The organism is Methylobacterium sp. W2, from assembly GCF_020662345.1.
In the GTDB taxonomy this organism is placed as follows: domain Bacteria; phylum Pseudomonadota; class Alphaproteobacteria; order Rhizobiales; family Beijerinckiaceae; genus Methylobacterium.
Window position 1 is genome coordinate 36385 of sequence record NZ_VMOA01000034.1, and the last position, 24249, is coordinate 60633.

Consider the following 24249-nt stretch of genomic DNA (forward strand, 5'->3'; position numbering starts at 1 on the left):
AATGCTCGGTTTGCACACTTTGATAGGTCGTGGATCGACCGACCCTGTCGTTTCAGGGTCGCGGCTCAGCGAGGCATGGTCTGCCGGCTGCGGAGCGGTCTTCGGGATCTTCATCAGTTGGAAGGCGCAGATGCAGCATAGAGCTAGGGATGCCAGCCAGAGGGCGCCTCTCACTGTTCTTACAGTACGTTTTGACATGGCCCCTAGGTTGAACCTGGATAGTTAGCAGGTTCCTAACGCCGTTCCCTAGGGTCGCTCCAGTGAACTTGAGCGTGCAAACTTGAAGCAGGCTTCCTTAGATAGCGATAGGGCTGACTGTTTCGGCAGCAAGCCAGTCTATAGCCGCGCTCAGCGCCTGCCGCTCGCTTCGCCCCTCCTTCAAGCTGGCTTCATAGGCTTCGAGCTGCCCGTCGGCGCTGGATCCTTTGCGGGCAATCGTGCGGGCATGGCGGCACTCGGCTTCGCAACCCAGGGCGGCGGCATCTTCGGCCACGAGATCGAGGAGAGCGTCGAGAAGCTTCGGCAGGCGGACGCCCTTCAGCGTAGCCTCGTCGATCAGCGTGGCGTGGACGCCAGAGCGCTCTGCCCGCCACAGGTTCTCCATGACGAACCCGCGGGACGCCCCGGTAAGCCCGGCATGGATGTCAGGCCTGCGATCGACGAGGCGCACGAGACAGCGATAGAGCGCGGCGATGGCAAGCGTGTCGTCGAGGCGGGTGCAACTGTCAGCCACGCGCAATTCCAAAGTCGGAAACCGGATCGAGGGCCGGATGTGCCACCAGAAATAGGTGGCATCCTTCACCGCCCCCGATGTCGTCATGCCTTCGACGTAGCGGTCGTAATCGGCAGCTTCGTCGAAGAGTTCGGGCAGGCCGGTGCGCGGCAGCTCAGCATAGGCCCGCATCCGATAGCCGGCGAGGCCGGTCCGGCGCTTTTCCCAGAACGGCGAGGACGTGGATAGGGCCAGCAGAACCGGCAGGAATGGCAGCAGGCGGTTCATGAGATCCACCCGCGCCTCCGGGCGGGGGACCTCGACGTGGATATGGAGGCCGCACACCACCGAGCGGCGACCGACGATCTGGAGGTCGTCCATCATATCGACGTAGCGGGATTTCGCGGTTTCCTGTTGTGCCGGCCAGAGAGCTGTGGGGTGCGTGCCAGCAGCGAAAACGAGCAATCCGTGCTTCAGACCTATCTCCGCCAGGCCGGTCCGCAGCCCTGACAGAACGCTACGAGCTTCCTCAAAACGTTCCGAAGGCTTGGTGCAAATCTCGACCTGGTTCTGAAGCAGTTCGCGCTCGACGCTATCAAGCCGCTTTGCCACCTCCTTGTGGAAGCGCTCGACGGAGCGAGTCGGCGCGCCGCGCGACCGTGCGTTGGCAAGGAACATTTCCTCTTCGATGCCGAACTTGAACGCATGCGCCATTCGAACCGCTTTTCCTGACGTCGAGACCACCGGTAAGGCTTTGCTTGTTCGCGCCGCCCCTCAGACTGAAGGATGGCTAGCTTGGGGGTGTTACTCGTCGGTGAGAAGACCACCCGCTCAATCCACAGGCCCGCTTGAGCCGTACATCGGCTCTCGCAACAAGCTGAGTAGAGCGGTCGCTCTCACCCTTGGCAGCAGCACGGTCCGCCGAAATCACATCCCGCTTAGCGAGTCGGTACAGCACACCTGCGCGAAAGCGTGTGAGTAGGTCCGGCATCGACAGCCCTCCTCGGAAAAAGGGCAGGGTCATGCAAAATGCATACGAGAATTGAGTACGTGGTGTGGATCGGAAGCCTACGGGAGCAGCAGCCCCGCCGCCCCGATCTGCTCACGGGGCCGGCGGGGTGGGTCGTCCATCTCACGCGAGCCGGTACGCAACTTGGCTCGATGGAGAGGATAGCTGAAGGGAGTTAGCCAATGATCCATCGGCCTTGGCGGCCCCGTCCCAGCGTGGGATGCACGGTCAATGGGAAAAATCGACAGTGTGCGCCGGCTTCTACAGAGACGCTTCGTAGGAGCGTAGCACGCCAACCGTCTCAACAAGGCCGACCGCTTCCATATCAAGCAGCAGCATCTGCGCCGTCTTGTCTGGCTTCCGCAGACGTTCCCGCATCTGCCTGATTGCAGCTACTGCTCGACCAGGGTCAAGCTCGATCGTGTCCGCAAGGAAAGCATCGGATGAGCGTGCTTCAAGCCCGAGCGGCGCGAGCACTGCCTCAGGAAAATGCCGCAAATTCTCGGTTACGATGGTTGAAGCGCGTGTCTTAAGCGCCGCGGCGAGTACGTGAGCATCACCAGGATCCGGCAAGCAGTCACACACAGATAGGAATGTGTCGACATCACTGACCATGGCCTCTTCAAAAGCGGCTTCCATCGCCCGTCGAGCTCGTGCCGCTCGTTGAGCAGCATCGCCTTGCTGTTTGTTTGCAAGGATACGCTCAATCGCACGCTCCGTTTCATCCATGATTGGAACCGACCATCGCACCCGAAAAAACTCTGCCTCTGCCAGCGTCAGCAAGAGATTTCGGCTCAGCGCTCCTGCCAGCGAGCAGGCATCTATGAGGGCGGTAAAGCGGTTAGCGAACAAGGCTCAGAGCGTCTCGCCATCGAGGGCAGCTAGTTCAGCGAGTGCTGCGCTGCGTGTGACTGCCCGCTGCTCCTTATAAGCGAAAAGGTCGTCAGCCTTGATCCGTCGATGCCGTCCAACCAGCGTATGTGGGATCTCCCTTCTATCTAGGAGTGCAATCAGGAACGGACGGGACACATTGAGGATGTCCGCCGCCTGCTGCGTCGTGAGCATCTGGCTGACAGGCACAAGCGTAACGGCATCACCGCTGCCGATGTGTCGAAGCACCTTCATCAAAAGGTCAGACACAGCTGGACCAAGCGTGATTTCGGTCTGGCGCTTCTCCTCGTCCAGCGCGAATAGCTTCGCGTCACCAGCGGCATGCGCAGCGATGACTTGGCGAAGTTGATTTGCGATTGCTTTCTCGTCAGCCGACGGCAGGCGGCTACCGAGACCCTGTGCCAAGGCGGGCATGGTCATATGAGTCGCTCCGATGAGCGCGATCGTTACGCGCTATTCGCAACAAACGCAATAAACGCAATAAAGGTTCGCTGTCGATAGATAGGCTGAAGCTGAACGCAGCCGAGTATCTGCCCCTCGCAATCGCGCGGCGTCTCGCTCTCGAAAATGGGTCTTTTAGGGCGCGCAAGTCGGAGCGCGTTTCCCTAGGGGCGGCCCCTATTCCGATTAAAAAATGCGGTCCCTTTTATGGAGCGCCCAACGCCGGGTCGGCAGCCGGGTTGTCCCGGAACCGGATGCCAGCACCACCGCCGTTCGCGGGGATGAACTGGACGCCTGCTTCTTCGAGAGCGCGGACGATCGCGGCGAGATTGTTGTGGGACGGCACACGCCGCCCCTTCTCGAAATCGCGGATGGTGGACAGCCCGAGATGAGATGCCTCGGCGAGCTGGTCCTGGGACCAATCGAGGAGGGCGCGAGCGGCACGAGACTGAGCAGGGGTGAGCATATCACCCGAGATAGCGGAACCAACGATTTTCGTCAATTAGCAACGAAAGGCATTGACCGTCGAGTATTGACGCTTTACGTTGATTTTCAACGAAAGAGGTTGATCATGTCCTTCCACTCCCGCTCCACCTCCTGGTCCATGGTCCTCAGCGGCATTCGCAACTCCGGCCCGTCGAAAGCCGAGTTCAACGCCGCAATGCTGGCCGAGAGCGCCGCCAAGCTTGACGCTGGCCGCGTCCAGATCGCCGCGAAGCACGGCCTCGTCACCGGCTCCACCTTCAACGTCTCGACCATCATGGCCTGCGCCATCGTCGAGGCTCGCAAGCACCGCCGGAACGATCCTGCCTTGACCTGGGGCGCCGCCCTCTCCCGCGCTCTCCGGTTCTTCTGGGCCTGCGCCACCACCGCTCGCCGCCTCGCAGTCCCGGCCGTCGCTCCCGTGGCTCCTATGCCTGCCGCTCTCCGTCGCGGGGTCCTGGCCCGCGCCTGGGAGCTGTTCCGCTCCTCGTTCAACTACCCCCGCGTTCCCTTTCGCTCCATCGGCCGCGACTGCTTCACCTGGGCTTTTCGGAAGGCTTGGGCGGAGGCCCGCGAGACTGCCCGCCTTGCCGGTCTCGGCATCGAGGCGCTGAAGGCCGCTGAAGCCATCGAGCCCCGCGTCCGCGTTGGCCTCTCGACCTCCTACACGGACAGCATCCATCAGGTTGCCGCCCGCAACGACGCGGTCCGGCTCCGCGCCGCTGCCATGGCCTACGCGACCGCCTAGCAGCCCCGATCCCTGCCGGCGGGTAGCCGGCACCCCCTCCCCGATCCTGCCGCCACGAGCCCCTCTGGAGCCCGACCGATGACCTATGCCCAGATCCCCGATTTCTCCCTGCCCCTCGTCCCGACCACCGTTGTCGAGCGGGTGCCCTTCCACGCTGACCCGGTGCTGGCCGCCATCGACGCCCACGATGAGGCGTGGTCCGTCTGGCAGGCCGCTCCCGAGGCTCGCGTGGACGCTGCCCTGGCCGAGATGAGCGCCGCCCTCGACCGCCTGCTGGTGACGCCCTGCGCGACCCGGTTCGGCTCCCTCATGCTCCTCCGGCATCTGCGCTGGCACATCCAGCACGACGGCATCACGGACGCTGCGGTCCTGGCCCGTGCAAGTGACCTCGCCCGCTCGCTGCATCTCGACTTCCTGCCGGTGACGCCCCCCACGCGAACCGGTCGCCCCGATCCTCCGCGCCCTCATGTCGGGCGTCGAAGTGGCCGCCGCCCTCGTCATCGTCTTCGGCGGAATGGCCCTCGTCGGTCTCGCCACTCTGGCCTGATCTGCCTCCCTGACTGCCTGCCCACAAGCCTGCAAAACAACAAGCAAACAAGAGGTCAATCCATGCGCAATCCCCTTGCCCGCCTCGTCCATCGCAACCCTGCCAAGCCCACCCTGCGCGAGCGCCTGAATACCCTCAAGGCCACGGCCTCCCACGCCATCCGTCGTAAGCCGGTGGATGCTGCGCCGGTCGCTTCGGCCACTGCCGATCCCATTCTGGCGGCCATCTCCGAGACGCAGCGTCTTGCTTGGGCGCGCACACGCGCTTTCAACCTGCCGCTACCGACCGGGACGATTGATCCGACACCCGAACAGAACGCGACGACCGATGCCTTCTTCGTCCACGTTGACGGTGTGCTGCTGAAGACGGTTCCAACCACGGCGGAAGGCTGCACTGCCCTGGCGCGTTTCGCCGTCGAGTTTCGGGCCGACCAGGGGTTCAACATCGACGAGGATCACGCCAACGCTCAACACGTTCGCATCCTCGACCTGATTGCGCGTAGCCCGATGCTGGGAAGCGTTCCAACGGGGAAGCCCTTGGCACCCGACTTCTCAGGCATGTCTTTGAACGCTCTGATCCGCACTTACGATGCGTTCAAGCTGGCGACCGATGTGGCGGGCCTGACCACATGGACGCTGGGCGCGCAAGAGGACGCAGGCGGCAGCCTGCTCCTCGATGCCGAGGCCGATCGCCTGTCCCATTTCCAAGATTACATCGCCGCTGAGTTGGCCCGGCGGGGCCTGTCCGAAGAGAGAGGCACGGCGGGGCGTCAATCCATCGTCCTGATCGACCGGGCCATTTCCTGCGGCGAGTTCGAAGAAGCCGCACTCTTCGCCTCTGAAGCAAATAGCCGGCGCCTCTGACGCTGCCGCCCTCGCGCGGTGGTGATCCCACCGCGCACGTCCTGCCATCCTGAAACCTAGGAGCGCCGCCGTGCCCTCTCTCAAGCTGTCCAACCCGTTCCGCCGCGCCGATGGGCGCCCGTCTCTGAAAGAGCGTGCCGCTGCGCTCAAGGCATCTGCCGCCCGTGCGATCCGTCGCCAGCAGGCCGACCCGGTGTTCTCTGCCATCGAACGCTATCACGCAGCGCGGGAGGCCGGGGACGCTTTCAGCAAGCGGTTTGAAGTCGAGGGGGCGGAAGCTCTCGGTGGCTGGGATGTCGCAAGCGAGGAAGATCTACGCCTCGCCCACATATGGTCCGACCTCGCCACCGAAGTTCTGGAAACCGCACCGACCACGGAAGCGGGGCGCCTCGCTCTCGCGGATTTCATTGAGACGTGGGTGGACGGACACGGCAACCTGGACGGCTCGCCGCAGGACGGTTCCGACACCGTTTTTGCCGAGGTCTATCCCGCGCTGCTCAAGGCGCTCCGAGCTTCTGTCGCAGCGCGCGATTGAGCCGATGAGCAACGTCCACACCTTCCGCCCGAAGCGCGCAACCGTGGCGCACATCCCCCGGCCCTCCCCGGCGGTGATCCGGGCCGAGATCGAGGCCGCAGCCCTCGCGGCCATGGATGCCGCCGACCGGCTGATTGCCATCCTCGACGGCCTCGATGGCGACGAGAACGATGAGGACGGCGCCGACGCTGAACCGTCCCTCGGCGCACCCGAACAGCACTACGGCTCGCAAGTCATCTGGCTCCGTGGCTCCGACTCCGACCGCGAAATCTCCAACCAGCAAGAGCATACCCGATGAAGCTCCGTCTCTCCATGCGCGCCGCCGTGTCCCTCGGTCATGCCGACATTGCCCGTTTCCTCGGTCGGGCTCGCCGCTGGCGCTGCAATCTCCTGAAGCGAGCCGTACACGAGGTCGGCCGGGGCAACGTCATCACCGCCGCCGTGCTGGTCGCTGTATATGTGGTGGCTCTATAGAGACGGCATGCCCACTAGCCTACGATTCTGCATGCCGTTCTGCCCACAATCCCGCATGCAGAATTGATGGCTTGGCTGCGTGCCCTCTTGCCTCGGCCGCGCAGGCGGCAGCGATCTGTCGGTTCGCTTCCTCTGCGAGGCCATCCCCAGTATGGGGAGGGAAACCATATCGAAACCCTGCCATGCCTACCTGTGGGCAGGCGGGCGGGCCTTCATGCGGGGAAGCAGGCGTGCGGACTATCGCGGTCATCAGTCAGAAGGGTGGGGCGGGGAAAACGACCCTCGCCGTTCACCTCGCCGTCGCCGCCACTCTGGCCGGCTACCGAACCGCCTTGGTGGACCTAGACCCCCAGGCCACCGCCCGGAAGTGGGGCGACAAGCGGCAGGCCCCTGATCCGGAGGTGATTGGTGACCATGCCGAACGCCTGCCCCAGCTCGTCGAGGCGGCGAAGTCGAACGGTGCGGGCCTCCTCGTAATCGACACCGCGCCGAATGCCGACCGCGCATCACTCGCTGCCGCTCGTGTGGCCGACCTCATCCTCATTCCGTGCCGGCCAGCCGCCTTCGACCTCGAAGCCATCGAGGCGACACGGGACCTCGCCGCGATCGCGCGCAAACCCGCATGGGTGGTCCTGTCAGCCGCGCCGAGTCGGAGCGCCATCGTCGAGGAGGCACGGCGCGGTCTGGAAGCAGATGGAACACGCGTCGCACCGCAGGTGCTTCACCATCGCGTCGCCTATTCATATGCCGTGATCGATGGACGGTCGGCCAGCGAGTACGAGCCGGACGGGAAAGCTGCTGAGGAAGTGGCTGCGCTCTTCACGTGGGCCTGTGGGCAGGTGGGCTTGAGCGCAGGCAGGCCAGAGGACAGGAAGGCAAAGGGCAAGAGATGACGAAGCGACCCAGCTTGTTCGGCGACAAGTCCACAGCGCCGGCGACGAAGCCTGTCGAGGCTCAGCCGGAAGTCGCGCCCCCCCCGGCTTCACGCGAGGTAGTCACGGCGCAACGGTATCCGAAGGCCAGCACGCGCGAGGGCAAGCGGGTGGTGACCGCCTATCTCGATCCCGAGGCGTTCCGGCAATTAAAGCGGATCGCGGCCGACGAGGACGCCCAGCAGCAAGATCTCTTGCTCGAGGGTATCAACCTCGTGTTCGAGAAGCGCGGCCTCTCTCGGATCGCATAAGGAGGCCGGACGATGCGCTTCGCGATGCCGAACCACCCCTTCGACTTCGAGATTCCCGACGCTTGGCTCGAAGGGAAGGACCTGACGCGGCCACGCGCCGAAGGCTGCGCATATCGAACCGCGAACGAGGCGACGCTCGTTGCCCTCCAGGTCATTGAGCCACCCCGGCGAAATCCATGGGTGCCTCTCGACTGGCGGGGCTTTTCCAAGGAGCGCTTCCATGCCGTTCTAGCGCGCATGCTAGGTGATCAAGTGCTTGATCCGGTTCCAGCGTTCGCCTTGCCCCGACCAGAGCGTCCGCCGTATCCCTATGAGTATCGCACGGCGGATGGCTACCACCGTTTCTTCGCTTCTATCGCAGCGGGCTTCACGCATCTGCCTTGCAACGTCCTGAGACAAAGCGACTAAAGCCGGCCTGTGGGCAGGCACACAGGACGGCATGTCACCATGCGGGATTCACATCAAGCCGTCACCCGTGTAACTTCCGATAAGCCTCATTCTCGGAAGTTTTGACACGAGCGGATCAAAAGACCGGTGAAACAATGAAGCCAGGGCTATATCCGCCGCCCGCTGTCGTCGACGCTGAGGCCGAGAGTGTCCAGCTGTTGGACGCTTTGCCGGTCGTCGTCTCGCCGATCGTGCAGGCGTACCAGCGCGCCTCGAAGGCCGACGCCACCGTGCGGGCCTATCGCGGGGATGCCGTTGCGTTCGGTGCGTGGTGCTCGCGGTACGGCTTCCAGTCCATGCCGGCCTCGGCACACGCCATCGCCGAGTTCTTGGTGCATGAAGCCGAAGCGGGGAGGGCGGTGTCGACCATCGGCCGCCGCCTCGCCGCGATCCGGTACGCACACAAGCTCGCCGGGCTCGCGGACCCGACCGCCGATGAGGGCATCCACGCGACGGTGAAAGGAATCCGGCGCAAGGTCGGGGTGAGGCCGACGCAGAAGTCTCCGGCCACGGCTGAGGTCATCGCCGCCATGCTGCAGCACGTCTCGCCTGGGCTGGCCGGCAAGCGGGACAAGGCGCTGCTCGCTCTCGGGTTCGCTGGCGCGTTCCGGCGCTCCGAGCTGGCGGCGCTCGATGTCGCCGATCTGCGCGAGGATGCCGAGGGCCTGCGCGTCATGGTGCGCCGGTCGAAGACGGACCAAGAGGGCAAGGGGATCGAGAAAGCGATTCCGCACGGGCGCTTCATTCGCCCGGTCGCGCTGGTGCAGGACTGGCTCAATGCGGCGGGGATCACGGAAGGGCCTGTCTTCCGGCCGGTGTCGCGGTCGGGGAGGGTGCGGGCGAGCAATGTTCCGGGCGAGAACAATGCCCCGCGCCTGACGGATCGGAGCATCGGGGATCTGGTGAAGCACTACGCCGCGCTGGCCGGCTTCGACCCTGCTCTCTTCGCCGGCCACTCGCTGAGGGCGGGCTTCATCACAACGGCAGCCGACCGCGGCGCCGATATGACCCGCATCATGGACGTGTCGGGCCACCGCGACCCGAGGACGGTTGTCGGCTACATCCGCCGCGCGAATGCGTTCAAAGGACATGCAGGGAGTGGGTTCCTGTAGCCGCAGAGGGTGAATGCATGTTCGTCGTCAAGAAGTACCAACGGCACCTTGGGCCGGGTCAGAACAGCTTCGGAGGCAGTGCGCTGCCGGGCTCGTACCGGACACAGCGGGAGGCGCGCGACGAGGCTGAGCGGCTGATCTCGGGCTACCAGCACAAGGGCTACAATGGCGAGCAGGACTATTTTTGGGGCCGGAACGACGGCGAGAATGTCGGCTGCATCTACTCGGTAGAGCCCGACATGATGGCCGGCTTGGTCTGACGCCTGGCGTGTAGGAGAAGACAAGCCGCCTCGTCGTTGCGACATCCCGACAACATCGGACAGCGCGAAGCCGGGGCGGCTTTGAAAACAATCAGCGGAGATCAAATCGCCGCTGATAAAAGTGGCGCCCAGGCTTCCTACAGGCTCGGGCACTACTGTACATTATGGCCGAGGGCAATCGGCCCAATGGACTTGGAGCATCAGTGTTGTGGGAAGTCTATCATCATTAGATGCCGTCTATATTGCCCTGATCTTCATTGTCCCAGGATTTTTGATTAGGGCGGTAAGAAGTCAGTTTGTGATCGAGCAGGACAGAACTGGCGCAGATCAATTCGTTAGACTTCTTGCGTATAGCTCGATGAGCAACGCGCTGTTCGGGTGGATGATCTACCTGTCTATATCCTACGACCAAGCCTATTCGATGAGGGTTCTTCTATGGACATTTGTGCTTCTCGTCGCACCTGTAGTATTGGGCTTCATCTCTGGCATAGCCTCTCAGAAAGAGATGTTGTATCATTTGCTTCGTCGCCTGGGCTTGAACCCAATCCATTCGGTGCCAAATGCTTGGGACTACAAATTCGCCCGCGCAGGTGGCGAATGGGTGGTAGTGGTGCTGAAGAACGATACTGTATTCAGAGGATGGTGGTCAGGAGCTTCCTTCGCTTCTTCTGATGCAAAAGAGAGAGACGTGCTGATTGAGCAGGTGTTTGAAGAGGACGGCGATGGTCCTTGGAAGGACACTGGCAAAAGTGTTCTCATATCGGCGGGTGAAATCAGAACCATCGAGTTCAACAAGCACAAGGACAGCGCGAATGACGACCGAAAATAAGCACGGAAGCAATCCAGGCAATCAAAGCTCCGAAACCAAAGGTCACCAAGGCACACAAGGTGGCTTTGCGCAGGACGGGCATCACGGGCTTACCAATGTCGTCCAGCCCCCTAAGATCGATGGCGGATACCAGGGGCCGACTAGCCAGAATGCTCCCAAGAATCCGCCGAGCGGTGGTTCGAGCGGCTCGAAGAAGTAGATCCCAGGGTGGTTTAGTCCGGGGCCGCGCGCTCGGCACGCGACGCGGCCCGCGCCTCGGCGAAGATGGTGCTGCCCACCGTGACCACGACACCGCGAACAACGCCGACTCGAACCTCGCGGCCTTCTGCCAGCGCTGCCACATGATCTACGATCGGCCGGAGCATCAACGGAGACGCTGGCGGACCCTGTTCCGCCGGAAGGCCATGGGTGACCTTTTTCGCGGGCCGTATGGAACTAGCACGTCGGGATAGCGATCTAGATACGTTTTACCGACAATAGAAAACCAGCCATATTTTTCCGACATGAACCGAGCTGCTTTGAATGTCCAATGAGGCACACTCCGTAGCTGTCAGAAAAACGATCGTTTTTCATACAAACATGATTACACAACCAGAGAACTGCTCGGGGTGGGTTGCAGACTTTGGCGTTGGCAGTGGCCTGAGTGATAGAAGCTGCTCAGGCCACCGCCTAAATTACGCTACGGCTGCAAAATCGAGGTTTGTAGGAACGGCCCTTCGAGGAATGATATGATCTGTCACTTCCACAGAGGCATCCACTTCGGTGAAGGTGAACCGCCGAGCCCAGAGGCTGCCCCCGCCTCGTAGGAAGAATCCGAAGTGTATCGACTGAGCGTCTGGAGGTACGTCCAACACGATGGACCTATCCTGCCAACCGATGGTGCCAACGAGCGGCCCCTTGCTCTTGCGCCCATCCAGGTTGTCGAAGGCGAGCGTACGGCCCTTCTCCCCGTCAACACGCATCCAAAGCGAGCCGGCTCCAGTGACCGCACTAGCCTTCAGTTGTGCGCTGAGTTCGAGCCGCTTATTGAGGAAGCCTTCGGCGCGGAAGTTCTGCATCAACGTTCCGAAGCCTGATGACGCATGACCCAAGGTTGGCTCCGCCAGAGCTACACGGTAGCGAATGACCGCACAGCTTTCTGCCGGATCGAAGCCCATCTCGTAATCGTCGCTGCGTGTGCCGCCGACGTTCCAATCTTCGGGGAGACGCAGAACGGGCCGGTCGAGTTGGGCAGCCAGAGTGTTCCAATCACGCCAGCCGAACTGACGCGCAACGCACTCCAGACTATCACTGTGAGAGATGTCGACATGACGTTCGGCAAGCGCCTGACGGAGGCTCTTGGCCATCACCTTGGGGTCGTGAGGAATATGCATGTGTCCGATCCTTGAACCGGGCAGTCTCTTGTATCGGGGCTCGCATTGCCGAGAGGACCACCCAGAAGGTCAGACCAATTCGGAGAGGTATGTGCATTCACCGTACCTTGCGGCGCGAGCGGCAGGCTGCACTAGCCGCTAACAGAAGAGGGCTAGCACGCACCGCTGTCAACCTGGAAGTGAAGCGGCCGCTTTGGATCGGCAGAAGTTACACTCATTTGTAAAGAAAACGGCCAGATTTCCAATAAAACTAAGCTATGCAGTTGATAAAATCAAAGCTAATCGGTCGAAACTGCAGATCCGTATTTATAGTAGCAGCAGATTTTATCTTGAAATAAATGATTTTGACGATTTTTGATCCTGCCACTTTAGGCTAATGTATACCTTGAAGGGGCTTTCACGTGCGATGTTTGTAGGGCTTCGCTAGAAGCTTAAGCTAGCATTTTGTTGCGTTTTGGCCACACACACATGGCATGTGACATACCTACATAGAACAACTTGAGAGTGAATTGAGCTAAACTATTACACGCGAATCGTTCTAAAGACGACTTAGGAGATGATGCTTCTACCGCAACCTGAGAGCGATGAACCGTATCGGCGATCAGAAACAAACAGATACGAACAGAAATAGCTTAGAAGCATTCCATAACATAGCCGTTGGGCCATGGCTCTCTCCATTTAATAAGATAATCACATCGCCGTGATCGAAAACATGGCGGCGATATTTTGCATGCTTGGCAGCGGTGTGATTGGCGAAATGGCATTATATTATCTCAATAGCGCAAGCGGTCTTGTGCGCCATTCTTGGTACGCCTCTCTGTACGCGGCGCTGCTCTCCACAACCTGTGCCCTAGTCGGACCCAACGAAGCAGCCGCACAGTCTGCGGCTACAACAGATGTCGAACTCGCAGAATTGAGCGTGACCTCGGAGGCAAGCGGCCGAAGTCTAGGTGGTGCTCTCTATGGGGCCGGTGGTGCTGTTGGCGCGGTTCCCGGTTATGTCGCTAGCCGCAGCATCGTTGCAACCAAGACCGATACGCCAATCCTTGAGACAGCTCAGTCAATTTCGGTCATCGGCCGCAAGCAAATTGAGGACCAGAATGCGCTGACCATCAACCAAGCGCTGCGCTACACGCCAAGCGTGACGACGGAGCAGCGCGGCGGGGCAGGATCCACCCGCCTGGAGCAATTCTCAATTCGCGGGTTTACGGCTCCGATCTTCCTCGACGGCCTAAGCCTGCCAGGTAGCCGCGATGCGTCTCCCTCGGTCGATCCGTTCCGGCTGGAACGCGTCGACATCATCAAGGGTCCGGCTTCGGTTCTCTACGGGCAGTCGGGGCCGGGCGGTATCGTCAACCTTGTCTCTAAGCTGCCGCGCTTCGTCCAACACGGGGAAATCTTCGTCCAGGGAGGCGGCTTCGACGAGGTCCGCGGCGGGTTCGACGTCGGAGGCCCCATTGCTGCGGAGGCCGGTCCGCTGGCCGACCAGTTCGCCTACCGCGTCATCGGCCTCGGCTGGAAGGGTGACGGCCCAGCAGTGACCACCCAGGTCGAGCGCTTCTTCATCAGTCCAAGCATCACATGGCGACCGTCGGCCGATACCTCGCTTACCGTCATCGGCAACTACCAGCGCGATCCGTTCTCCGGCTTCTACGGCGGTGTGCCGGCGGTAGGCTCACTGTTTCCGCGCAACTTCGGCAATGGCGTCATCGGTCGTCTTCCAGTCGATTTCTACGATGGTGATCGCGGTATTGAACGTTCAGATCGAACGCAGGCGTCAGTGAGCTACATCTTCGACCACCGCTTCAGCGATCATCTCCGCTTTCACTCGGCAGCTCGCTTTCTGCATACCGAGGGCGATTACCGGAGCGTGTATACGAACTTCGACGATCGACTGAACGGCCCGTTCACCAGTGGGCCGATCCTGAGCCGGTTCACTGGTGGTACACGCGTCGGAATCGATGCCTTCACCATCGATAACAATGCGGTTGCTACATTCGACACCGGCATCTTCTCTCACACCGCGCTTCTTGGCATCGATCACAGAAGTTTCGAGACCAGGACGCTCTCCGGTCCGTTTGTGCTGGCACCCAGCCAAAACCTACTGGCGCCGAACTATGAGATGAACATCGCGTTCCCGGCCTTCACGGCAAACTCGCGCATCACCGCCGAGCAAACCGGCATCTACTTTCAGGATCAGGTCAAGTTCGATCGCCTCGTCCTGACCCTAGGCGGCCGCTATGACAGAGCGCTTCAATCCGGCCCGACCCGCAACCTCAACACTGGCGCCGTGACCGAGCAGAACGTCCCCGCCGACGCCTTCACCGGTCGGGCGAGCCTGCTCTATCTCTTCGACAGCGGTTTCGCGCCATATGTCTCCTACAGCGAAGCGTTCGAGCCGATCGTCAATGGACGGATCTTCGACACTGCGTTGGGCTCGGAAGGCCGCATCCCCGACCCCATCTCCAGCAATCAGTACGAGGCCGGCATCAAGTACCAGCCTCCGGGCACCGACATCCTTCTCACGGCTGCCGCCTTCGATATCCGGCGCTCGAACTCAACGAACACGGATCCGGTAAACAGAGGCTTCGTCGTGCAAACCGGCGAGATCGGCGTGCAGGGCATCGAGTTCGAGGCACGCGCGAACCTTGCCGAGGGGCTCACGCTGATTGGCGGGTTCTCGCTTCTCGACGTTCGCAACACGGCGGACCTCAGCTTCACCACGAACGCGCTTACCGGACAGCAGGTGCCGATCGTTGGCCGACGCCCGGTACAGGTTCCGGACTCGACTGCCTCCATGTTCGTCGATTATCGCTTCACCAGCGGTCCCCTCATCGGATTTGGCCTTGGTGGTGGCGTGCGCTACCTCGGACCGTCCTGGGGCGATCCGGCCAACAGTTTCCAGGTACCGGCAAGCGTCCTGGTCGATGCGGTGGCTTCCTACGACCTGAAGTACCTTGATCCGAAGCTGCAAGGCTTCACGATGCAGATCAACGCCCAGAACCTCCTCGACGAGCAATACGTCACCGGGTGCTTCACGTATTCCGGTTGCTACTACGGGTTACCACGTACGGTCTACGCCACCCTGCGTTACCGTTGGTAGTGACGATGCCGCGCGGGTCCACCGCGCGGTCTTGTAAGACCCCTTCCGTGCCTCGGCCACGGGTACGGCTAGCCAATGCACCGACGCCTTCATGAGGTGCCGCGTACACGGAGATGATGCCCGGCATGAAGAACGGCCTTCGCCAATCCATGGCCTGGTTGCACACCTGGTCCGGCCTCGTGGTCGGCTGGGTGCTGTTCGCCGTCTTCGTCACCGGAACGGCGAGCTACTACCGCACCGACATCACGGCCTGGATGCAGCCGGAGCTGAGGCAGGCGGCGCGGGCCGAGCCGGTCCCCGACCTCGCCCGCGCGGCGGAGATCGGGATCGCCCATCTCCAGGCCCATGCCGCGGGCGCGCGGTCCTGGTTCATCGGATTGCCGCAGCCGGACCGGCCGATCATCGACCTGTTCTGGCGGACGAAGCCCGGGTCGCCGCCCGGCATCGTCCAACTCGACGGGCAGACGGGGGAGCCGGCGACGTTCCGGAAGACTAGGGGCGGCGACTTCCTCTACCGCTTCCATTTCGAGCTGCACATGGCGCCGCTCTGGGGGCGCTGGATCGTCGGCATCTGCGCGATGGTGATGCTGGTGGCGCTCATCAGCGGCATCATCACCCATCGCCGGATCTTCGCCGATTTCTTCACCCTGCGGCGGGACAAGTCGGCCCAGCGCGGCTGGCTCGACGCGCACAACGTCACCGGCGTGCTGGCGCTGCCCTACCACCTGATGATCACCTATACAGGCATCGTCACCCTGGCGATGATGTACATGCCCTGGGGCGTCACCGCCGCCTATAAGGGCGATGCGACGCGCTTCTACGCCGAGACGTCCCAGATCACGACGCAGCGCCCGCCCGTCGGCCAGCCCGGAACCCTGGCCCCGATCGGGCCGATGGTCGCCCGTGCCGTGGCGACGATCCACGAGCCGCTGGAACGCCTGTCTGTCGTCAATCCGGGCGATGCCGGGGCTACCGTCATCGCGATCTTCGAGGAGCCACACGGGCTCGCCCATCAGCACCCGCAGATCGCCTTCGACGGCACCACCGGCGAGATCGTCGAGATCCTGCAGGGCGGGCTGAAGCCGGCGGCCAAGACCTTCACCACCATGGTCGGCCTGCACGAGGCCCATTTCGCCGGGCCGGCCCTGCGCATCCTGTTCTTCCTCTGCGGCCTGATGGGATGCGTCATGGTGGCGAGCGGCCTGATCCTGTGGTCCGTCGCCCGGCTGCCGAAACCCGGCGAGACCGCGTTCCTCGGCCTTCGCGTGGTGCAGGCCCTCAATATCGGCACCGTCATCGGCCTGCCGGCGGCGATCGCGGTGTATTTCCTCGCCAACCGCGCTCTCCCTCCCGGCCTCGAGGGCCGCCTCGACTGGGAGGTCCGGGCCTTTTTCGGCGCCTGGATCGTCATGAGCGTGGTTCCGCTGTTCCGGCCTCACCGCGTCGCCTGGCGGGAGATGGCCATCGTCACCGCGATCCTATTCCTCGCCGTGGCCCTAGCGGACCTCCTGGCCGCCGCCGCGCCGTCGCCGAGCGCCCTGCTGCGGCACGATCCAGGCTTCCTCTGGTTCGATGCCGCCATGGTCGCCCTCGCGGGGCTGTTCGCGCTGGTTGCCCACAAGGTCGCACATTTCCAGACGCGCAAGCGTGCGAAAGCCGCCCCCGTCGGTGCGCCGAGGACGGCCTGAACCAAAGAGGCGAAAGCGGGAGCAAGAACCGGGCATCGAGAGCGTTCGAAGGCTGAGGTTGCAGGATGGCGAAACGTTGGGAGCGGATACCCAGAATGGTCTCAATTAATAGGATCTTATAGAATGCTGTTGGCAACATCGAAAATTGGCAGACAACAACTTTCAACACCGCGGCAACGTCTGGTGCCTTTTGATTTTGCATCAAGCCGTTCTTTAATTGTAGATTTGACGAGTGAACATTTGTCTTTCCTGCAGCGGATGCGAAGAAAAGGGATTGTTCTATCAGGAAGGGAAAATAACACGGAACGTTTGAGCTTACTTCAGCTATACGTCGCAGGTTTTGTGAAGCCAAAGCCAGATCGAGTTTTTGGCACTAATACGGAATGGCGTATCACGACACGCGGTCGTGCCGCTATGTCTGGTTCTGAACTTCGGTTTACCAATACAACTGCACGGGTTTGATATAATATATTTGGTTTTACGTCCGCGCATAGAAGTTAAGTATATCAAGAAGATCCTATAAAATGTCTGGAAAATGATCGGATTTCCGACATGCCTAGTCGTAGGACGAGTGTCTTGTTTTGGTAGTTCCCAGTCCGTCTACTTTAAAGCAATGATCGTTCGAGTTGATACCTTCTGAAAATTTCAGCGTTCGATTGCATATCGCTCCTCGCTTAGGCGGCTGCCTTGAAGTCGGTCAAGAAGCCGAGGAACTCTGCGTAAGGCAGGGGCCGGCTAACGTGGTAGCCCTGGACCTGGGTGCAGTGAGCTGCAGCCACAAAAGCATACTGCTCGGCCGTCTCTACTCCCTCCACCGTCGTCGTCATACCAAGGCATGCACCCATTGTGATGATGGCGCGAACAATGGCGGCGCTCTCTTTATCCTCAGGGAGCAACTGGATGAAGGACCGATCAATCTTGATCTTGGAGAAGGGGAAGCGGCGCAGGTAACTCAGGGAAGAGTAACCCGTGCCGAAATCGTCCATCGCGAAGCTAACACCAAGCCCCTTGAGTCTGGTAAGCATTAGAAACGTGCGCTCCTCGTCGTCGAGCATCACGCCTTCGGTGATTTCGAGTTCAAGTCGGTTGCCCTCTAGGCCCGCCGCATTCAAAGCAGCCGACACGATCTCCGGAAGTTGATCGTCACGGAACTGCACAGGTGACAGATTGACTGCCACTCGGATTGCGTTTGGCCAGGTTGCAGCCTGCGTACAAGCCGTACGGAGCACCCAGGCACCCAGTTGCATGATCAGGCCAGTCTCCTCGGCCAGAGGAACGAAGTCGGCTGGAGATATGAGGCCGTGCAGGGGATGGCGCCAGCGGACAAGAGCTTCGGCAGCAGTGACCTCACCCGTCACAGCGTCGACCAAGGGCTGATAGTGTAGCTCAAATTCGCCGGTCTCCAGAGCGCGGCGCATGTCGGTTTCCATCCGGCTGCGCGCCTGCATCCGTTCGGCGAGAACGGGCTCGAACATGCGAAAAGTCGCCTTGCCTTCGCCCTTGGCCTTGTACAAAGCGAAATCGGCATTGCGGAGTAAGTCCTCGGGCTGTGTGCCATCCAACGGGGCAATCGCGACGCCGACGCTGATCCCGATATGCACGAGCTGCCCGTCGAGCAGGAAGGCACGATTGATCGCTTCGACGATGTTGGCCGCAACGGACTGGACTTGGGCGACGGTCGCCCCGTCGAGCAGCAGGATTGCAAACTCATCGCCGCCGAGGCGTGCCACGACGTTCATCTCGCCGACGGCTGATTGTAGGCGGGTAGCAACCTTACGCAGGAGCTCGTCGCCCATAGCATGCCCATGTGCGTCGTTGACGACCTTAAAGCGGTCGAGGTCGAGCATCAGTACGGCAAACCCCTGATCCCGCTGCCTTAGAGCGGCGGTGTGATGCGCCAACAAGTCATTGAAGCGTGCACGATTAGGCAGGGCGGTTACGGTATCGGTGAAGGCGAGGGTGCGGAGCCGCGCCTCCGAGCGCAGGCGTTCGCGCTGATCGCGAAAGGCAATGACGGTCTGGCGCTTGTGGCCGAGCGAGATGTCTTTCCGCAGTACACGCACCGGCACGCTCTGATTATCGGCGGCGATGAGTTCGGCTTCGCGTTCCTCCTGCTCCGGCAGATCGCCGAGCACGAGCCCGGGCAGCAGCCGTGTCAGACTGCAACCGACGAGCTCGGTCTGGGTCATGCCAGACAGGTGTTCGAGGCTGCGATTGGCTGTGGTGATGGTGTCGCCGTCACAAACCGCCAAACCTTCGAGCGCCAGACTGGCCAGTTCGCGCAGGCGCTCGCGATCCCGCCGCAGTTGCGCCCTCGCATTCAGAGTGGTGCGTAATCCGAAAAAGGCGAGCGTGAGCAGGCCGAACGAGACGACCGCAATGATGGGAGCAATCGTTGATGGCGCGATGGCGGTGGGCGGCAGCAGCACCTGCGGGTCGTAGGTCAGGGTGAGCGCCGTCATGCCGCCCAGGTGGAGCACGACGATCGATCCCAGAAGCAGCAGGCCAGCCAAGCGGCGGAGGGACCGATCGCGTTCGCCAGCGATGACGAGGGCAATGCCGGAAAGCCCGAGGCTGCCCAGGATGGATGCGACTACGATGCTCATGTCCCACGAGACATGCCCCGTCACACGATATGACGCTTGGCCAACATAATGGAGGGCGGTCACTCCTAGGCCGAGGATGACCCCGGCCACGAAGCGACGCGAGCGGTCGCGCTGGTCCAAGGACAGCCCGACTCCTGCGCCAATGCCGCCGATGACAAGGAGGAGCGAGAGCGCCGTCAGGATTGGCTCGAAGCCAGCCGCCATACCAGGTTGGAAGGCCAGCAGAGCAATCATGTGCGTCGCCCAAGCCGTACAGCCTGCGGCGACGATGCTGACGATGCCCCACTTGCGACGCGAGGGGCCTTCGGAGCGGGCGGCATGGGAGGCGATGGCTGATGATGCGTAAATGCCAATAAGACAAATTATGGCGGCGGCAAACAAAAGCTGTTCATCATGTTTTTGTGTAACGCAGATCAATATTGCATGCATTTTGACCTCTCGTTCCGAAATAGAACGCAGAGAAGTTATGCTTCCGTGAAAATATCGTTGGGTTGCGACGAACTTAGTAACTAGGAACACAATGCCACATGGCATTTGAAGCTCGTTCGGCGGGTAATGCTGTCTGGAATATTACGTGCTCCTTGGTGGCCCACGTGCCATTGCGAAACATTCGGATTTTGGGGTCGGCACAGCAGCGTCCGACCGCCTTTGGGAAAGTTGAGACCGGCTTATTGGACAACAATGGGTCGAACTTGCTCGCTACCATATGTCCGGAAAACCGTCGGATATCTGACATCAGAGGGGTATGCATTCGATGCAGATCGAGCCCTCGTGGGGCATCGTGGCTGTCGGATCAGCGTGATGTCAGTCGCGTGCGACAGCGGAATTCGAGCGACGCTCGAGCGAGATACGGTAAGCTCTTGTCCGCGCCACCAGCAGCGGATCTCCTGAGGATGCAATGCCACTCACTAAATTAAGCGGCGTGAAAAACTGGGGTTGCTGAGAGCCGGGGGGTGCGAGGGTACGTAGCGTCAGGGTTCCAATCTCGAGAACCGGACGATCCTCCGCCCACGTGGCTGATCCATCCAAAATCGGATCACCGGGTGCCGGGAGCTGGAGCAGGAGCCGGAATTCGACAGGAGCAACTTTCAGTCGTTCTGAGAGATCCTGCGACAGGTAGTCGGGCGCGCGCAGCGCTGCCTCTGAGGCAGACAGGTGAGCCTGCCCAGCCACCGGCTCGATCCGGTAGCGGCCATACTGCTCGATCCCGTGAGCGTTGATGAACCGAAACGCATTCACCCCGTAGAAGGCTTCCGTCGCATAGCTAAGGGGAGCCGGCTTGGGTGCCTCAATGAACGTTTTGGCGGCGGTGTGGGTCGCGAGGAAGGAGGCGAGAAGCTGGGGGTCCTTCGCTCCGACAGCCTTGAGGAAGCTTAGGAAATCTTCAGGGGTCGATACCGGAAAGCCGTTGTAAGAATGCGCAACGATGTCGGTGTCTTCACCGTCAGGCAGGATAAATTTGATCGCCATGCCTCGTGGGCTGCTACCTGGGTCGCCGTCGGCACGTGTTGGTATGCTGGCAAAGTTCGAGAACCTGACGACGATCGGGACGGCCGTGCCCTGGAAGTGTGTGGCGCGACTCAAGGATTTGGCGCTTGCTGCTGCCGTGAAGATACCTTCACAGAGGACACCCTGCCCATGGACAGCTCTCATGCTGGCATGGGGCCCGGCGAAGATCGTATCGAAAGCGGCAACGATGGCTTTTGCCACTCCCATCTGGCTCATCACGGGAGCTGCCTGCTCATCAGCTGCGAGGAGCGTGATGGAGGACAAAATGAGGGCGGCACTAGCTGCGAGGCGTCGAACCAGAATTTGAGGACGAGAGAACGGCATGTGAGGCTTCCGCACGATCTGAACTCTCGAAGGAGGAGCCGAAGTGTGAGATGTTGGCGTGGAGAAGGCTGACAAAGCTCTCAGGCCGCCCGCACCGTGGCTAAGAAGCGGATAACCTCAGCGTTGAGGTCCCCAGACTGCCGCGATAGTTCAGAGGCGGCGCCGAGCACTTGGCGGGCACCGGCTCCCGTCTCCTCCGCCGCACCCGCCACGCCTGAGATGTTGCTCATGACCTCGCTCGCACCGGCTGCCGCCTGCGCGACGTTGCGTACGATCTCCTGGGTCGCCGCGCCCTGCTGCTCGACCGCCGCGGCGATCATTGTGGCCACGCTGCTGATCTCCTGGATGCGGGTGGTGATGCTGCCGATCGCCGAGACGGCCTGACTTGTCGAGCCTTGGATACGGGCGATCTGATCGGAGATCTCTCCCGTGGCCCGTGCGGTCTGGTTAGCCAACTGCTTGACCTCGGCGGCAACCACAGCGAACCCGCGTCCGGCCTCACCGGCACGAGCGGCCTCGATGGTAGCGTTAAGCGCCAGCAGGTTGGTCTGGCCTGCGATCGTCGAGATCATCGTGACTACATCGCCAATCTTCGCCACAGCGCCGCTCAGCTCCTGCACGAGGTTGGCGGTCTGCACAGCTTCGTTGACGGCGGCTTGGGCTAGCTTAGCCGAACCGCTGACTTGGCGACCGATCTCCACCACCGAGGAGCCTAACTCCTCGGCCGCTGCTGCAACGGTCGTGACGTTTGAGGCTGCTTCCTCAGCCGCAGCTGCCACTGCCGTGGACTGATGTGCCGTCTCAGAGGCGACGCCGCTCATGCTTTGCGCTGTTGCTTCCAGCTCGGTCGCTGCCGCGGTGACCGTTTCGACGATGCCACCGACCGCAGCCTCGAAATCATTGGCCACTTCTTGCATCGTTGCCTTGCGCTGCACCTCAGCGCCAGCGCGAGCCTCAGCCGTTTTCTCCTCCAGTTCACGAGCGTGAACCATACTGTCCTTGAACACCTGCACGGCGACAGTCATTGCACCAACTTCATCCTTGCGGCCCGTCACTGGCACAGCAGCAGTTAGATCCCCCTGCGCAAGCCGCAGCATCGTATCGTTGAGCAGCCTTAACGGCTTCATGACTGGGCGGAGTGCCAGCCACAGGACCGTGGCGCTCACGAGCGCAATCAGTAGAGTAGCGCCGGCACCGCGTTCCATCATGCGATCGAGCGCAGAGAAGTAGTCGGCCTTCTTCACGCCAACATAGAGTACGCCGATCACTCGACCGGCGATATCCTGGATGGGCTCGTAGATGGCTAAATAAGGTTCTCCAAGTACGTTGGCTTCACCGCGGTAGGTCTGCCCGCGCATAAGAACCGCATCATAGACCGGACCGGGTGCAAGCTTGGTTCCGACCCCGCGCGTACCGTCAGGCTTCAACACGTTAGTGGCGATGCGAGTATCACCTTGGAAGATCGTAGCGGTTCCACCAACGATCTCACGCACACGGTCGACGGCGAGGTCGTCCGCGCTAATGATATGCGATCCGATCTGCAAGTGACCATCTACAACGGAGAAGCCCCCTGATCCTCCTTGGTCAGTCAGCGAGCGCTGGAGCAAGCGCAAGTTGCTATTGAGAGCGTTCGAAGCACGTCGAGACATCTCCCCACGAAGGTCGAGTAGGATCAGACCCGCCACAGTGGCTACTGCAAGGATTAGGAGGATGGTGCCCGTCAGACTGACGCGAGCAGCCAACGGAAGGCTTGGGAAGCGAAGCGAACGGGCAATCATGGCGTGGCCTTGGTTGGTTTGGCCAGCCAGCATCGTCCGCGGAGGTAGTTCCCTCCGCGGGGTGAAGACGATGGACGGCACTTACAATTCCGCCGGACTTGTAAGCGGCTGCCTACGCTCCATCGGTGCCGGATTATATTCCACTCCCCCCGTTAAAAAACGCATAAGGCCAATCAATGCTGCGCTGCGATATAAGCAAATGGCCGCGATAAACGCTGCAATAGGTCAAAAGCGCGCAGATAGCTCAGGCAATAAGGTCACAGGTACCTGATATAGGTTATTTTTGTGAAGCACATAGATATAAAATCGGAATATACAACACAAACTGACATCAACAATGAATGCAATTATCGTAGCGTTCGGTGAATAAAATCACCTCATTGCTTTAAAGCAATAACTTATAATTCCGTTAAATTGATTATATTTTTAATATTAAACAATGATTTATTTGCAAAATGGGTCGACGCTTGGGTAGATGGCGCTTTATTGCAGTCACCCGCATTAAGATTGACCCTTGATCGGGTTGCAATTTTAAGCTCTGACGCATATGTGCTGATCGTCGAGGTGTTAGGCCGATCCGGTGAACTTGCAGCAGGTCTATTTTGCCGCGGTCATACATCTGGCGCTTCACCAGCTTGAGCTTTGTGTTCTGACCCCCGTCTGGCCGTTCGACCATAGCAGCGTGATCGCGGCCATAATTGAGGATTGGTCTTGACCAAATTCCGGGCGCGAAGGAGACGACGAGACTCGCCTCGGGCCGCTTACGGAGCTTGTTTATAAGCAAACCGCAAGAGTCACAATCTGACACTTCATCTTCTAATCCATTTTCAGAAGGTTCTGTCGTCTGTGTGTTTAGATAAGTTCGTTAACTCATTATTAACCATAATGTTTTAGCCCTCCTGCAAGAGGTGGCAGTATGATGACTCAAGTAGCGCAGGACGGTCTTGCTGCTTTAGGAAGCTTGATCGCAAGAGGCGAGGACCGAAGGATCAATGCGATGATTCATATCGCATTTCTTGAAGCCGAAGACCAAAACCCCCACGAGGCCCGCGCTGACCTGATGGACATCGAGAAGTTTCTGAAAACGATGCGGACGCAACGCGCTCTCCTGATCGCAAGCATCCATCACAACGATACGGCCAAGGGTGAAGCTAACGCACTTCAATCCGCGGCTTAAGGCCTGAAGCGGGACTTGTAGAATGGCCTGTACGGCTCATCGTGAAACGCGGTCATTGTAAAGAAGGCCCTAGACCGGAGAGTAGCTCCGCTTTGAAGCTGCCTACCGTCCATGGCACGGTGCCAACCATGCCTCACGATCAACCGACGTCCCTCAG

The 24249-nt window shown here is 60.7% G+C and carries 23 protein-coding genes and 2 pseudogenes; 16 read left to right on the forward strand and 9 right to left on the reverse strand.

Annotated features, from left to right (window positions below; all coding sequences use genetic code 11):
* Window positions 1-295: 295 nt before the first annotated feature.
* From FPV16_RS18010 to FPV16_RS18025, 4 genes are all read right to left on the reverse strand, one after another.
* On the reverse strand, window positions 296-1426 hold the full coding sequence (locus FPV16_RS18010) for a carboxylate-amine ligase (protein ID WP_227439755.1): 1131 nt from the start codon (window positions 1424-1426) through the stop codon (window positions 296-298).
* Between the two features lie 556 nt (window positions 1427-1982).
* Complete coding sequence (locus FPV16_RS18015; RefSeq protein ID WP_227439756.1) at window positions 1983-2573, reverse strand: PIN domain-containing protein; 591 nt, start codon at window positions 2571-2573, stop codon at window positions 1983-1985.
* A 3-nt stretch (window positions 2574-2576) separates the two neighbouring features.
* Window positions 2577-3032: a helix-turn-helix domain-containing protein gene (locus FPV16_RS18020; RefSeq protein ID WP_227439757.1), complete on the reverse strand. Its 456-nt coding sequence runs from the start codon at window positions 3030-3032 to the stop codon at window positions 2577-2579.
* Window positions 3033-3258: 226 nt separating this feature from the next.
* Window positions 3259-3519: a helix-turn-helix domain-containing protein gene (locus FPV16_RS18025; RefSeq protein WP_227439758.1), complete on the reverse strand. Its 261-nt coding sequence runs from the start codon at window positions 3517-3519 to the stop codon at window positions 3259-3261.
* A 105-nt stretch (window positions 3520-3624) separates the two neighbouring features.
* On the opposite strand from FPV16_RS18025, the gene FPV16_RS18030 reads away from it, so the two are divergent.
* From FPV16_RS18030 to FPV16_RS18085, 12 genes and pseudogenes are all read left to right on the forward strand, one after another.
* Window positions 3625-4284, forward strand: a complete 660-nt coding sequence (locus tag FPV16_RS18030; RefSeq protein WP_227439759.1) for a hypothetical protein — start codon at window positions 3625-3627, stop codon at window positions 4282-4284.
* A gap of 609 nt (window positions 4285-4893) precedes the next feature.
* Window positions 4894-5694, forward strand: a complete 801-nt coding sequence (locus FPV16_RS18035) for a hypothetical protein (RefSeq protein WP_227439760.1) — start codon at window positions 4894-4896, stop codon at window positions 5692-5694.
* 70 nt (window positions 5695-5764) lie between these two features.
* Entirely contained in the window at window positions 5765-6229 is a 465-nt protein-coding gene (locus tag FPV16_RS18040) for a hypothetical protein (RefSeq protein ID WP_227439761.1), read from the forward strand.
* Between the two features lie 4 nt (window positions 6230-6233).
* Window positions 6234-6527, forward strand: coding sequence for a hypothetical protein (locus FPV16_RS18045; protein ID WP_227439762.1), 294 nt, complete (start codon window positions 6234-6236; stop codon window positions 6525-6527).
* A complete protein-coding gene (locus tag FPV16_RS18050; protein ID WP_227439763.1) occupies window positions 6524-6703 on the forward strand; it encodes a hypothetical protein in 180 nt (59 codons plus the stop codon). Before FPV16_RS18045 ends, FPV16_RS18050 begins: the two co-directional genes overlap by 4 nt.
* A gap of 230 nt (window positions 6704-6933) precedes the next feature.
* On the forward strand, window positions 6934-7596 hold the full coding sequence (locus FPV16_RS18055; protein WP_227439764.1) for an AAA family ATPase: 663 nt from the start codon (window positions 6934-6936) through the stop codon (window positions 7594-7596).
* 14 nt (window positions 7597-7610) lie between these two features.
* Window positions 7611-7886, forward strand: coding sequence for a ribbon-helix-helix domain-containing protein (locus tag FPV16_RS18060; protein WP_227439765.1), 276 nt, complete (start codon window positions 7611-7613; stop codon window positions 7884-7886).
* A gap of 12 nt (window positions 7887-7898) precedes the next feature.
* Complete coding sequence (locus FPV16_RS18065) at window positions 7899-8294, forward strand: hypothetical protein (RefSeq protein WP_227439766.1); 396 nt, start codon at window positions 7899-7901, stop codon at window positions 8292-8294.
* A 197-nt stretch (window positions 8295-8491) separates the two neighbouring features.
* Window positions 8492-9445, forward strand: a complete 954-nt coding sequence (locus FPV16_RS18070; protein WP_227439767.1) for a site-specific integrase — start codon at window positions 8492-8494, stop codon at window positions 9443-9445.
* Between the two features lie 17 nt (window positions 9446-9462).
* Window positions 9463-9705, forward strand: a complete 243-nt coding sequence (locus FPV16_RS18075) for a hypothetical protein (RefSeq protein WP_227439768.1) — start codon at window positions 9463-9465, stop codon at window positions 9703-9705.
* Between the two features lie 208 nt (window positions 9706-9913).
* Window positions 9914-10534, forward strand: coding sequence for a DUF6338 family protein (locus FPV16_RS18080; RefSeq protein WP_227439769.1), 621 nt, complete (start codon window positions 9914-9916; stop codon window positions 10532-10534).
* 269 nt (window positions 10535-10803) lie between these two features.
* Window positions 10804-10986, forward strand: a pseudogene (locus tag FPV16_RS18085) (hypothetical protein); the annotation flags it as partial.
* Between the two features lie 222 nt (window positions 10987-11208).
* Here the strand turns inward: FPV16_RS18085 and FPV16_RS18090 are convergent.
* Window positions 11209-11907: a glyoxalase superfamily protein gene (locus FPV16_RS18090; protein ID WP_227439770.1), complete on the reverse strand. Its 699-nt coding sequence runs from the start codon at window positions 11905-11907 to the stop codon at window positions 11209-11211.
* Window positions 11908-12664: 757 nt separating this feature from the next.
* On the opposite strand from FPV16_RS18090, the gene FPV16_RS18095 reads away from it, so the two are divergent.
* The 3 genes from FPV16_RS18095 to FPV16_RS18105 all read left to right on the forward strand — a co-directional run bounded on the left by FPV16_RS18095 (window position 12665) and on the right by FPV16_RS18105 (window position 17160).
* Entirely contained in the window at window positions 12665-15010 is a 2346-nt protein-coding gene (locus tag FPV16_RS18095; protein WP_227439777.1) for a TonB-dependent siderophore receptor, read from the forward strand.
* Window positions 15011-15135: 125 nt separating this feature from the next.
* Entirely contained in the window at window positions 15136-16698 is a 1563-nt protein-coding gene (locus FPV16_RS18100) for a PepSY-associated TM helix domain-containing protein (RefSeq protein ID WP_227439771.1), read from the forward strand.
* 123 nt (window positions 16699-16821) lie between these two features.
* Window positions 16822-17160, forward strand: a complete 339-nt coding sequence (locus FPV16_RS18105) for a hypothetical protein (protein WP_227439772.1) — start codon at window positions 16822-16824, stop codon at window positions 17158-17160.
* Window positions 17161-17372: 212 nt separating this feature from the next.
* On the opposite strand, the gene FPV16_RS18110 is transcribed toward FPV16_RS18105, so the two are convergent.
* From FPV16_RS18110 to FPV16_RS18125, 4 genes and pseudogenes are all read right to left on the reverse strand, one after another.
* Window positions 17373-19733, reverse strand: coding sequence for a putative bifunctional diguanylate cyclase/phosphodiesterase (locus tag FPV16_RS18110; RefSeq protein ID WP_227439773.1), 2361 nt, complete (start codon window positions 19731-19733; stop codon window positions 17373-17375).
* A gap of 375 nt (window positions 19734-20108) precedes the next feature.
* Window positions 20109-21137, reverse strand: a complete 1029-nt coding sequence (locus FPV16_RS18115; RefSeq protein ID WP_227439774.1) for a catalase family peroxidase — start codon at window positions 21135-21137, stop codon at window positions 20109-20111.
* Between the two features lie 80 nt (window positions 21138-21217).
* On the reverse strand, window positions 21218-22915 hold the full coding sequence (locus FPV16_RS18120) for a methyl-accepting chemotaxis protein (RefSeq protein WP_227439775.1): 1698 nt from the start codon (window positions 22913-22915) through the stop codon (window positions 21218-21220).
* A gap of 559 nt (window positions 22916-23474) precedes the next feature.
* Window positions 23475-23678, reverse strand: a pseudogene (locus FPV16_RS18125) (ISL3 family transposase); the annotation flags it as partial.
* Between the two features lie 153 nt (window positions 23679-23831).
* Here FPV16_RS18125 and FPV16_RS18130 point away from each other — a divergent pair.
* Entirely contained in the window at window positions 23832-24092 is a 261-nt protein-coding gene (locus tag FPV16_RS18130) for a hypothetical protein (RefSeq protein WP_227439776.1), read from the forward strand.
* Window positions 24093-24249 lie beyond the last annotated feature (157 nt).